General features: G+C 35.0%; 10 protein-coding genes. 9 read left to right on the top strand and 1 reads right to left on the bottom strand.

Annotated elements, in window-relative coordinates; translation table 11 throughout:
* The 3 genes from nuoL to nuoN are packed head-to-tail and all read left to right on the top strand — an operon-like array spanning nt 1 to nt 4,919.
* Complete coding sequence (gene nuoL, locus Q0358_RS03355; protein ID WP_299547173.1) at nt 1-1,860, top strand: NADH-quinone oxidoreductase subunit L; 1,860 nt, start codon at nt 1-3, stop codon at nt 1,858-1,860.
* Nucleotides 1,845-3,431 (top strand): NADH-quinone oxidoreductase subunit M, encoded by a 1,587-nt coding sequence (locus tag Q0358_RS03350; RefSeq protein WP_299547170.1) that lies wholly within the window; start codon nt 1,845-1,847, stop codon nt 3,429-3,431. Before nuoL ends, Q0358_RS03350 begins: the two co-directional genes overlap by 16 nt.
* Nucleotides 3,432-4,919: an NADH-quinone oxidoreductase subunit NuoN gene (gene nuoN, locus Q0358_RS03345; protein ID WP_299547167.1), complete on the top strand. Its 1,488-nt coding sequence runs from the start codon at nt 3,432-3,434 to the stop codon at nt 4,917-4,919.
* Between the two features lie 29 nt (nt 4,920-4,948).
* Here nuoN and Q0358_RS03340 read toward each other — a convergent pair whose 3' ends face one another.
* A complete protein-coding gene (locus tag Q0358_RS03340) occupies nt 4,949-5,515 on the bottom strand; it encodes a hypothetical protein (protein ID WP_299547164.1) in 567 nt (188 codons plus the stop codon).
* A 106-nt stretch (nt 5,516-5,621) separates the two neighbouring features.
* Between Q0358_RS03340 and Q0358_RS03335 the strand changes: the two genes are divergently transcribed.
* The 6 genes from Q0358_RS03335 to Q0358_RS03310 form a co-directional block, all read left to right on the top strand.
* Complete coding sequence (locus Q0358_RS03335; RefSeq protein WP_299547161.1) at nt 5,622-6,266, top strand: hypothetical protein; 645 nt, start codon at nt 5,622-5,624, stop codon at nt 6,264-6,266.
* Nucleotides 6,267-6,275: 9 nt separating this feature from the next.
* A complete protein-coding gene (locus Q0358_RS03330) occupies nt 6,276-7,418 on the top strand; it encodes a metallophosphoesterase (protein WP_299547158.1) in 1,143 nt (380 codons plus the stop codon).
* Nucleotides 7,419-7,474: 56 nt separating this feature from the next.
* Entirely contained in the window at nt 7,475-9,859 is a 2,385-nt protein-coding gene (locus tag Q0358_RS03325) for a flagellar functional protein (protein WP_299547155.1), read from the top strand.
* Between the two features lie 8 nt (nt 9,860-9,867).
* Nucleotides 9,868-10,071: an exodeoxyribonuclease VII small subunit gene (gene xseB, locus Q0358_RS03320; RefSeq protein ID WP_299547152.1), complete on the top strand. Its 204-nt coding sequence runs from the start codon at nt 9,868-9,870 to the stop codon at nt 10,069-10,071.
* On the top strand, nt 10,072-10,854 hold the full coding sequence (locus Q0358_RS03315; protein ID WP_299547149.1) for a carbon-nitrogen hydrolase family protein: 783 nt from the start codon (nt 10,072-10,074) through the stop codon (nt 10,852-10,854).
* A gap of 461 nt (nt 10,855-11,315) precedes the next feature.
* Nucleotides 11,316-12,064: hypothetical protein (locus Q0358_RS03310; protein ID WP_299547146.1), on the top strand; the 749-nt coding region annotated here is incomplete at its 3' end.

Here is a 12,064-nt window from a genome sequence, read left to right as displayed (position 1 = left end):
ATGGAAGTAATTTTATATAGCGCACTTTTTGCGCCTTTGATTGGTTCTTTGTTTGGAATTCCTTTTGCCTCTAAGAAAAAATTTTTAGGGGTAGGGGTGTTTGCTTCTTTAATGCTTGGGGTGTCTTGTTTTGCTTCTTTGTTGTTGTTTGTTTATACTTTTCAAGGCGGAGTTGCGCTAAAGGTTACGCTAATGGATTGGATTGGAGCTGGTGGGCTTTATATTCCATTTGGGTTTTTGGTGGATAGCGTGAGTGCTACAATGATGTTTGTTGTAACTTTAGTGTCTTTATGTGTGCATATTTATGCAATTGGCTATATGAGCCATGATACAAGCTTTAATCGTTTTTTTGTTTATTTGAGTGCTTTTGTATTTTCTATGTTAATCCTTGTGATGAGTGATAACTTTGTTGGCTTGTTTATTGGCTGGGAAGGTGTTGGACTGTGTTCTTGGATGTTGATTGGATTTTGGTATGAGAGAGATTCTGCTTCTTTTGCTGCAAATGAAGCTTTTATTATGAATCGTATTGCTGATCTTGGAATGTTGCTTGGAATCTTTTTGATCTATTGGACTTTTGGAAGTTTAAATTATGAAGAGATTTTGGGAAATGTTTATGAAGCACCTAAGGAGCTTTTGATTGCTATTGGTGTGCTTTTGTTTGTTGGAGCTATGGGAAAAAGCGCGCAGTTTCCTTTGCACACTTGGCTTGCAGATGCAATGGAAGGACCAACGCCTGTATCAGCACTTATTCACGCAGCAACAATGGTAACTGCGGGTGTGTATTTAGTAATCCGTGCAAATCCTTTGTATTCTATGATACCGGAAGTGGGATTTGCTATTGCATGTTTAGGGGCTTTTGTTGCAGTGTTTGCTGCAACAATGGCACTTGTTAATAAAGATTTAAAGCGCATTATTGCTTATTCTACGCTTTCGCAACTTGGCTATATGTTTGTTGCAGCAGGATTGGAGGCTTATTGGATTGCATTGTTTCACCTTGCAACACACGCATTTTTTAAATCTTTATTATTTTTAGGTGCTGGAAATGTAATGCACGCAATGCACGATAAATTAGACATTTCTAAAATGGGCGCATTATATCAGCCTCTTAAATATACAGCAATTTTAATGATTTTAGCTTCTGTGGCACTTGCCGGAATCTATCCTTTTTCTGGCTTTTTCTCTAAAGATAAAATTCTAGAGGCTGCTTTTGGAAGTGGAGCTTATGTGCTATGGGGAGCGTTATTGCTTGGAGCGTTTTTAACAGCATTTTATAGTTTTAGACTCATTATGCTTGTGTTTTTTGGAGAGAAAAAACATAAAGAGCATCCTCATGAAGCCTATCCTTATATGCTTTATGCGATGTTGCCTTTAGGTGTTTTGGCGGTTTTTGCAGGATTATTTGAAGGATACTTTCATCATTTTATCTTGCAAACTCTCCCGGATTTTCACGCAAATTTAGATAATAAAACAATTTGGATTTTGATTTTGATTACTTCTTGTGTGGCATTAAGTGGAATCGTATTTGCTGTTTTTAAATATAAAAGCGGTGGCTTCTCTAAAAAATGGGAAGAAACTTTCGTTTATAAGCTTTTAAGTCATCAGTATTTTATCCCTACTTTATATGATAAGATTTTTATTCAAAATTATTTTAGGTTGGCAAAAATTGCTTGGTTAGTGGATAAACAAGTTGTGGATTATATTGTGGATATGATTGCTAGAATTCTAAATAGCAGTGGTGAGAGTATGCGTTGGATTCAGGGTGGCAATCTTTCTAAAATGCTAAAGATTATGTTCTTTGGTGTTGTTGCTTTATTATTGTTTGTATTTATTTATAGGGAGGGTGTATGGACTACCTTTTAACCTTATTAATTTTTTTTCCTTTACTTGGATCACTTTTAGCAATTGGAATTAAAGAAAATTTAAAAACTTATGCTGTTGTGATTAGTGCAATTGAGTTTTGTTTAACGCTTTTGCTTTGGTATGGATTTGATACAAGCGCAGATGGATTTCAGTTTGTTACAGCGTTTTCTTTAGTAGAAAGCTTTGGCGTGAGCTATCTTGTGGGAGTAGATGGAATCTCTTTGTTTTTGATTGTATTAAGCGCGCTTATTAGCTTAATTGGGTTTATCTATCTTAACGAAAAACACGAAACAAAAAAGCTAATCATCGCGCTTTTGTGTCTTGAGAGCATTATGATTGGCGTGTTTTGCGCGCTTGATGTGATTTTGTTTTATGTGTTTTGGGAGCTTTCTTTGGTGCCTATGCTTTATATTATTGGTGCTTGGGGAAGTGGAAGCAGAATTTATGCAGCAGTGAAGTTTTTCTTATACACATTTTTAGGTTCAATGTTAATGCTAGTTGGAATCTTATTTCTAGCATATTATTACTTTGAAGTTAGCGGTGTTTGGACATTCTCACTTTTGGAGTGGTATAGCTTAAGTGCGATTCCAAAAGGTGTGCAGCTTTGGTTGTTTCTTGCCTTTTTTGCTGGGCTTGCTGTAAAAGTGCCGATGTTTCCCTTTCATACTTGGTTGCCTTATGCGCACGGACAAGCGCCAACAATTGGTTCTATTATCTTAGCAGCAGTGCTTTTAAAGATGGGAACTTATGGTTTTGTGCGTTTTTCTCTCCCTTTATTCCCTGATGCTAGTATAGTGTTTTTGATACCAGTGGCTGTGTTATCGCTTATAATGGTGATTTATGGAGCATTTGTAGCTTTTGCACAAGAAGACATTAAGCAAGTGATTGCATATAGCTCTATTTCTCATATGGGCGTAATTATGATAGGTGTGTTTGCGCTAAATGCTGAAGGAATTGCAGGTTCTGTGTTTTTTATGCTAAGTCACGGAATCATTAGTGGGGCGTTATTTATGCTTGTAGGAATGCTTTATGAAAGGCGACATACAAAAATCATTACAGAGTTTGGAGGGATTGCAAAGGTAATGCCAAATTATGCGGCAATTTTTGGAATTATGGCTATGGCTTCTGCTGGACTTCCTTTGACAATGGGATTTGTAGGAGAGTTTTTATCTTTGCTTGGATTTTTTCAAGTTTCTCCTGTGATGGCAGGAATTGCTGGGATTAGCATTATTGTTGGTGCGGTGTATATGTTGCATTTATACCGCAAAGCTTTTTTTGGAAAAATTATTCATACAGAAAATCTAAAACTTGGTGATTTAAATGCGCGTGAGTGGAGCGCATTATTGCCTTTAGTTGTGATTGTGATTTGGCTTGGTGTGTATCCAAAGCCTATTTTAGAGCCTATTAATAAGGGTGTGGAAAATACGCTCGCAGTGATGCAATCAAGGATTGTAAGTAAGGAAAGTTTTGATTTTTTTGGATTAGAACCTATGCAAGCAGTAGAGATTCCACATGCACAAGAACAAGAATCGCAATCTCCACAGGATGGCACACAAGGGGAGGAAAAGTAAATGTTAGAAGCATTTAGCGTATCATTTGAGAGTTTGAATATTTTTAGTATTTTTCCTATGTTAATTGCAATTTGTGGAGCGATTATTATTTTGATTGTGGATATGTGTCTTAAGAGTGTGAATAAGCAACTCTATACAATGTTTGCAATCTTGTTTTTAGGACTAGATTTGGGCTATATTATGTTGTTTGGCATTGAGGGAACACAAAGAGCATTTTTTGAGTTAATTTTAGTTGATGGAGTGTCATTGCTTGGGCAATTGATTATTTTAGTGGCTGCGATTTTATTTGTGCCTTTAACGCTAAGTTACAATAAATTTCACGAGTTTCAATACCCAGAGTATTATGCGTTATTTTTACTGATGTGTGCGGGGTTTCAGTTTATGGTTAGTAGTGATCATTTAATTGTGATCTTTTTAGGACTTGAAACGGCATCTTTGGCACTTTATGCGCTTATTGCAATGCACAATCGCGCAACAGCATTTGAAGCTGCAATTAAATATTTTACAATGGGGGCGTTATCTGCAGGTTGTTTTGCTTTTGGCTCAATGCTTTTGTATGCAGCTAGCGGACATTTAGATTTAGCAGGAATGCAGAAAGTTTTAGAGGCAAATAGCTATCAACCTTCTTATTTGGTGCTTGGTGGAATTGTGTTTTTTATCGCTTCGCTTGGATTCAAATCTTCTTTAGTGCCGTTTCATGCTTGGACGCCTGATGTGTATGAGGGGTCAAACTCCTTTCTGGCAGGTTTTATGTCTATTGTGCCAAAGATTGCAGTGTTTGTAGTGGCAATGAGAACTTTTAGTTTTTTTATGGATATTGTGTGGGTGCATAACATTGTTTATCTACTTATTGTGCTAACAATCACATTGCCAAATCTTGTAGCATTAGTGCAAAAAGATGTAAAAAGAATGCTGGCTTATAGTTCTATTTCGCACGCTGGATTTGCCTTTAGTGCGATTTTAATTGGAGATACACAAGCATATAGTGCGTTATTTGTGTATTGGATTCTATTTCTTTTTACAAATCTTGGAATTTTTTCTATGCTTTGGATTTCACGCACAAAAGAGCAAATGTGGGATAAACGCTATGATCATTCTTATGAAAAGTTTTCAGGTCTTATTAGGCTTTGTCCGCTAGCAGCAGTGATTATGGGTTTGTTTATGTTTTCTCTAGCAGGGATTCCACCTTTTTCTGTGTTTTGGGGAAAGGTGTATTTAATGAGCGTTGCAATGAATAATGGCTATTTGTTTTTGGTAATTGTAATGGTGTTAAATAGTGCGATTGCAGCATATTATTATCTAAAACTTGTTGTGTTTATGTTCTTAAAAGAGCCACGAATTGCTGATGGTAATGTGTATTTACAAAATGCTACTTTACCGCTTAAAATCATTGTTGGAATCGCAACGTTATATGTGTGCTTTTCAGTATTTTTTGTAGATGGTTTATTGCTTGGCGTGTTTGAACTTGTTGGGAGTAGTTTATTGTAGCTAAGTTGGAATCCAAAAAAAGATTCCAACTATTGTTTATCTCTAGAGAAATTGCGTGTTGCTTCGTTGATTGCAGAATTTATTGCATTTTGAAGTGTGATTTGGATTTGATTATTATCTAGTGCAGATGATTTTCCAAAGATTTTTAGATATTGTTCATTTGCATTTTCCATGCTAGATTTTCCTTGAAAAATTCTTGTTTCATTCATCTTATTAAAAGATAATTGAATTTCAAAAATTAGTGCATCACTTGTTTGTGAGTGAAAAAATCCACCTTGTGCATTTTTTTGATGAATGCTTCCATAAACAACATCCAAGCGATAGTGTTTGTGTAGATTTGTGTTTTCTTGAATTTGCGTGAAACAGCCACTTTGTGCAAGGGATGTTTGGAGAGATTCTTGGATGCGCGCACTTGAGATTTGCAAGTCATTGTGTTGTCCTTCTCTTAAAAAACCAAGCTCATAGGCGACAATAGGTGTATTGCAAGTTTGCTTGACGCGCGTGTTTGGAAGTGAATCGTATTTTTGCGCACAACTACTAAGGATCCCACCAAGAGCTAAAGCAATACAAGTAGTTTTTAAAAAGTTCTTTTTCACAAGCTATCCTTACTTTTAAGATTTTAAGGACTAATTCTATCACAATTTTATTGATAATTTTTATTAAAGATAATACAATACGCGGATTATTTTACAAGGGCAGTCATTGGGTATTTTTCAGGGTAAAAAATTTATTCTTTTAGAGATTTTATTGTGTGTAATTTTTGGAATTGGGATTGTGTGTTATGCAAAAAGCAATCAAGAGTTGATTCAAAAGCAAAATGCAGCACTTTATTATGTAAATATTAGTGGTAAACAGCGTTTTCTGGCGCAAAGAATTGTATTCTTATCGCAGATTATTTCTACAAATTTGATTTTAAAGCGTAACAATCAAGACATACTTTTGGAGCTTAGGCATTGCATTAATGAGCTTGCTTCTATTCATCAGATTTTGCAAAACTTTGTTGTTTCTACAATCGTTGAAAACAAGGAATATTCTACGCTTAATGATGTGTATTTCGGCAGCGGTGGGCTAATGTTTAAAATTGAAAAATTTTTAGAAAATGCAAATCAAATGTTTTATCTTATGAATTTTAAAGATATTTTACAAATTAATCAATCTCTTTTGCAACAACTTGAAGGAGACAATGGATTATTAATGAACTTAGAGCTTTCAACACTTAGTCAGCAAATCTATGGGCAAACATTGTTGCGTGAAAAAGAACATAATACAGAATGGTTTTTATATTTAGGAGTATTAATTTGTGGTTTACAAGTGATTTTATTGCTATGGAATGTGGCGCGCAAATAAGGACTTGTCGTGAAGAGTTTATTTCCTATCTTAGCTCTTTTAGTCTTTTTTGGATTTCATATTGGAATCTATTTTTTATTGATTAGACGCATTGTAAAACCTAAAATTCCACAAAAAATTTTAAAATACTTTCTAGTGTTGAATTTTTTAGGAGTTGTGCTGTATTTTTTGGGGCGTTATTTTGTGGATTTTTCACAAAGTATGTATTTTTTGGTTTCGCTATCTATTGGCGTGAGTTTTGTATTGTTTGTTGTTATGTTGCTTTATCAGGGGTTATCTTTGATGTTGCTCTTAGTTGGAATCCTTTTTCCAAAGTTTTCAAAAGAGAGGCGTGGGTTTTTTCAAAATTTTTTAAATCTCACAAGTGGAATCTTTGCTCTTGGTTATCTTGGAGTAGGATTGATAGAGGGGAGATTATCGCCCATTGTTGAGAAAGTTAAGATTTCATTAAATGGATTTAAGGGCAAAATGACTGCTGTGCAAATTAGTGATTTACATATTGGCGGATTGATTGAAGAAAATGTTGTAGGAGGGATTGTTGAAGAAGTTAATGCATTAAAGCCAGATTTTATTGTTTTAACCGGAGATATTGTAGATACAGAGATTCACAGAGTGCCTAAGGCTATTGACGCACTAGCAGGACTTAAAGCACCGCTTGGAGTGTATTTTATCCTTGGAAATCATGAGTATTTTCACGGCATTGCCCCCTTAATAGAAGTGCTTAAGAGTAAAGGTATTATTGTGCTTGAAAATGCTTGTGTGCTTTTACAAAAGGAAGAATCCAAAATCAATTTAGCAGGCGTGTATGATCTTTTTGGAAGGCGTGTTAATGCACTAGAGCCTAATTTGGAGCAAGCATTGCAAAAAAGGATTCCAACTCATCCGCTAATTTTATTAGCACATCAGCCAAAGTTTGCCTTTGAAGTTAAAGAGTCGCATAATGTGGATTTGATTTTAAGCGGACATACGCACGGAGGGCAGATTTTCCCTTTTAGTTTGCTAGTAAAACTTGAGCAACCTTATCTTAAAGGCTTGTATCAACATAGTTCAAAAACACAGATTTATGTTAATCGTGGCACAGGCTTTTGGGGACCACCTATGCGGATTTTATCAAGAGCAGAGATTACGCATTTTGAGTTTATTGGAGCGTGAAGTGAAGTTTTAAACAAAACAAAGTATAATGCGGGATTTAAATTTTAGGAAGAGAGTTGGCAGGGCGTTTTAGATATTTTTTATTATGTTTAGCAATGCTGTTTGTTAGAGCTTTTGGGCTTGAGTTTTATATAGATAGCGGGAGAGAAGCTGGGGAGAATTTCGCGGTGTTAAATTTGCGCGATACAAAGCCCTTTTCTTGTTATGAAGAGTTTAATAGAGAGTCTGAAGTCAGTGGGATTGTTTGTAGCTTTGATTCTTCTTTGCTTTCACGCTTTCAGCGTAGTGAAACTTTGTTTTTTTCTATTGCGCCTGAAGTTGTAGAAGACGACACAAAAGGGTTTGCCCTAAGAATCACTCCAAAACTAAATAAAAAAATGAAGCTTTATAATACAGAATTTGATCTATCAAGCAATCAGCGTATTCCCATGGAAAATAATCCAAAATCTAAGCGTTGGCAGATTTTAGGCTATGAAGGAGAGATTCCGTTTTTAAACGACAAACCAAGCTATGGGATAAACTTCCCTATCCGTTTTGATGGAGTTCCAAGCATTGGTGTTCTTGATGCACAAATGCGTCCTATGGATAATCAAGTCGGTAGAGATAAGGATTATTTTTTAAATGTGCAATCCTTTGTAGAGCGTGGTTCTTATGCAGAAGCACTAAATACTATTGATGAAATGCTTGAGATTTACCCAGATACGATTTTTAAGCGTGATGTGCTGTATTTGCGCTTAGTTGCCCTTGACGGAATGCGTGATATAGAAAATTACGAAGAGATCATCGGGCTTGGCAAGGCTTGGCTTGGGGCTTATCCTACGGATATTCACGCCCCAGAAGTGCTGTTTATTTTAGCAAAAAATTATGCGGATATGAAGTTTTTTGAAGAAGCAAAGTATTATTATAATCGTTTATTTAATGAATATAAAGGCGATAAATACGAGCTTTTAGCAAGGCTTAATTATGGAGAGCATTTATATGCGCGTGGAGATCGTAAGGTCGTGCTTGAGATGTATGAGTCTGTGTTAAATGAAACAAAAGATTTAGAAGTTGCTTCTTTGGCTTCTGTGCTTTTAGGGGATTATTATCGTAAAGCTGAAGAGAAGAAGAGAGCAGAGAAGTTTTTAAATGATATTTTACAAGCAAATCCTAACTTTTTCTTGCAAGATCTGCCAAAGTATTATGCGATGATGCAATCTTGGGCAGAGTTTGGAATCTATGAAGCCCCAGCAAAAGTATTAGAAGTGATGTTTGGCACTTTTGAAGATAAAGCTGTGCCTTTGTATTTGCCGATGTTAAAAGATATGGCAATATGGTTTGATAAAGCAGGAGATTTGCAAAAAGCACATCAATATTATCAAATGTTTTTAAAAGAGAGTGAAAATGAAAGCGATCGCAAAGAGGTTAAAAAACTTGACGACACATTACTATTAGATGATAATGAAAGCAATGCTACAAAGCGTTTAGAACACTATGATTATGTAATTGAAAATTACAAAGGTAAAGAAGAAGAAAAAATCGCTTTAGAAAAAAAGGCGCAAACTTATTATGATTTAGGAGATTATTTAAGTGTATTTAATCTGCGCGAAGACTTAAAACAAGTGCTTGGGGAAAATCCTCCTGTGTTAATTCAAGCAACAAGCCTTTTGGCAAGAGAAGCATTGAAAATAGGGGATTGCAAAGAAGCAGCATATTATGGGAGCTTATATTCGCTAACATTAAAAGAGAGTGAGTTTTTAAAGCTCTTTGATTGTATGTATGCAAACAGGCAGTTTATCCCAGCATTGCAACTTGCCAAAGAGAAATCCGCACAAGCAGCGACATCAAAACAAAAAGAAGAATGGCTATATCGTCTAGCTTGGGTAGAATATTCTTCTCAAAACTATCCAAAAGCAGCTCTTGCAGCGCGAGATACACTAAGTTTATTAAGCGATAAAAAGCACAATGATAGTGCTTGGGTTTTGTTTATGGCACTCTCTAAACAAGGAAATAATGAAGAAGCCTTTAAGTTGTTGCCACGCTTAGAAGAAAGCCTAAAGGATAGCAATAAAATGATTGAAGTGTATCGTGTGGTTTTACAAGACGCGCTAGAACGCAAAGATGACACTGCAATCAAAGTTTATGCGAAACATTTAATGGACTTGCAAGCCTTGCATAAACGCTATGAATACTCTCCTTGGGTTGAACTTGCAGTAGTAGAAGCACTAAATCGTGAAGGAAACTTTAAAGAATCTCTTAAGATGTTAAAAACAGCACAATCTCGTGCGAGCAAAGACACAGAGAGGATTCAAATTTATTATTTACAAGGCTATTTATATGATAAATTAAATGATAAATTAGCAGCGATAGAATCTTATGAAAAATGCGAAGCGATAAACACGCAGTCTGCTTGGAAAAATCTGTGTTCTAGTGCGAAAAAATTATTAGAAAATACACAATAGGGAGCAATATGGAACAAACATTAAATTTTGAAGAATATTTGCAACAAGCAGAAGAATGCTTAAAACAACTAGATAATGAAGATATTGGACTAAATGAAGGCTTAGAATTCTATAAACAAGGAATGGAAAATCTTCAAAAAGCACAAAAATTATTAGAAAATGCACAATTACAATGCGAGACTCTAAAAGCACAATATTCAAAGGAATCTTAAATGAAAATTTCTGCATTACAGCTTTCAAACACACGCACACAAAACGAGATAGAATCTTATCTCAAAGCAGCAGTAGAAGCAAAGGCAAAAGTTGTTTTGTTTGGAGAATATTTGTTAAATCCGTTTTTTAAAGATTTAGAAATTAAAAAGGGAAGAAGAGCGCACACACTAGAGAAAATCAAAAAAGAAACAAATGCAATCTTAGAATTATCCACAAAATACAATGTTGTAATGGTTGCTCCTGTTTTTGAAGTGATAAAAGATAAGATTTATAAAACAATTTTGATTTTAAACAAAGGCAAAGCACTAAGCTATCGCGCACAAAGATTAATGCCTTATGAACATTGGAATGAAATGGAATTTTTTGCAAATTCAATCCCAAAACATCCTAAAACACCTCCTATTTTTAATGTAGGTGGATTTAAATTTGCGGCAGTTTTTGGATATGAATTACATTTTGATGATTTTTGGTTAAAACTTAAAGCAGAAAAAGTAGATTGCGTTCTTTTGCCCACAGCCTCTACTTTTGATTCTTCTTTGCGCTGGAGAAGTATTATTAAAATGCGTGCATTTTTAAATAGTTGCTATATTTTGCGTGCAAATCGTATTGGACAGTATGAAGATTCTTTGACGCAAACTTTGTGGAATTTTTATGGAGATTCTCTGTTTGTTTCTCCAAATGGTGAAATTATGGATTGTTTAGGAGATAGAGAAGAGCTTTTAGTTGCAGAAATTAATAAGAAATCTTTACAAGAAGTTAGGGATTGTTGGAGATTTATCTAGTTGTAAGCGTAATTACTAAAAATAAAATTAAAATCTTTTATTAAAATTTAATCTAAAAAAGTCATTTAAAAAGGTATAATTCAAAAATTTTTTAATTTTGCAAACAAAGGAGAAATTTATGCAAAATCATCTTCCATTGACTCTGTGGGGGGGGGGCAAATCCTAATTATCAGCCACTAAAACGACTTACTTCTTCAATCTTCTATGGTTCATTAGTTTTAACAACCTTACTTACAAATGTCAATGCAGATGATATTGTTGTTGATAGCGCTAGCACTGGAGTTACAAATACCACTGGAGTAACCAAAGACAATATTATCATCAATGGTTCTGTAACACAGGGTGGAATTACAAATAAGGGAACAATTAGTCAAAATATCACTATTAATCAGGGTGGTTCTGTAACGGGTGATATTCTTAATGAGTTAAACAGAAACAATAATGCAAATAGTGGTAAAATTTTGGGTAATGTTGTAATTGAGGGAGAGCTAAAAAATGGTAAAGTTTTTAATCAATCGCACGCAAGTATGGGGGGAATTGTAGTAGATAAAGGTGCTTCTATTGTTGGCAGAAATAACGATTATGCCATATTTAATGAAGGAACAATTAGTGGCTCTATTGATATAAAAGAGGGTGTTGTAACGGGTGGAACTCCGGGGGGTAATTATAATTTTCAAGCCGTTATGAGAAATCACGGGACAATTCAAGGTGATATAAAAGTTGGAGAAAAAGCCACTTTAAATGGAGCGATTGTAAATCATAGCACATCAGGCAGGGGAACAATAGTTGGAAATATTGAAATAGGAGGAAAATTAAATGGGACTAATAACACCGCTGTTTTAAATTGGAATTCAGATATCAACGGAAATATTCTTGTTAAAGATACTGCTAACATAACTGGGGATATTTGGAATAGATATGGGGGAAAAATTAATGGAAAAATTGAAGTTGATGGGAAAGTTAATGGAAGTATTAATAATGGAAGTGTGAGTAGCAATAACACTGGCACAACAATTGGAAAAGGTATAGAAATAAGTGCAAATGGTAATGTTACAGGAAATATTGATAATCGCAATAATGGCGAAATCAAAGAGGGTATTGCCGTCAATGGTGGAAGTTTAGGCGGTAATATCCAAAACTCCGGCACAATTAGTCAAATCTCCATCAATGGCGGTAGCGTAGGTGGCGACATTAAAAACAGCGGAACCAA

Source organism: uncultured Helicobacter sp. (assembly GCF_937893305.1).
Taxonomy (GTDB): domain Bacteria; phylum Campylobacterota; class Campylobacteria; order Campylobacterales; family Helicobacteraceae; genus Helicobacter_D.
The sequence above is the reverse complement of the archived record's forward strand: the minus strand, read 5'-3'. Positions and strand labels throughout refer to the sequence as shown.

Coding starts and splice junctions, on each gene's coding strand:
- nuoL (WP_299547173.1), top strand. CDS start 1: ATGGAAGTAATTTTATATAGCGCACTTTTTGCGCCTTTGATTGGTTCT.
- Q0358_RS03350 (WP_299547170.1), top strand. CDS start 1,845: ATGGACTACCTTTTAACCTTATTAATTTTTTTTCCTTTACTTGGATCA.
- nuoN (WP_299547167.1), top strand. CDS start 3,432: ATGTTAGAAGCATTTAGCGTATCATTTGAGAGTTTGAATATTTTTAGT.
- xseB (WP_299547152.1), top strand. CDS start 9,868: ATGGAACAAACATTAAATTTTGAAGAATATTTGCAACAAGCAGAAGAA.
- Q0358_RS03315 (WP_299547149.1), top strand. CDS start 10,072: ATGAAAATTTCTGCATTACAGCTTTCAAACACACGCACACAAAACGAG.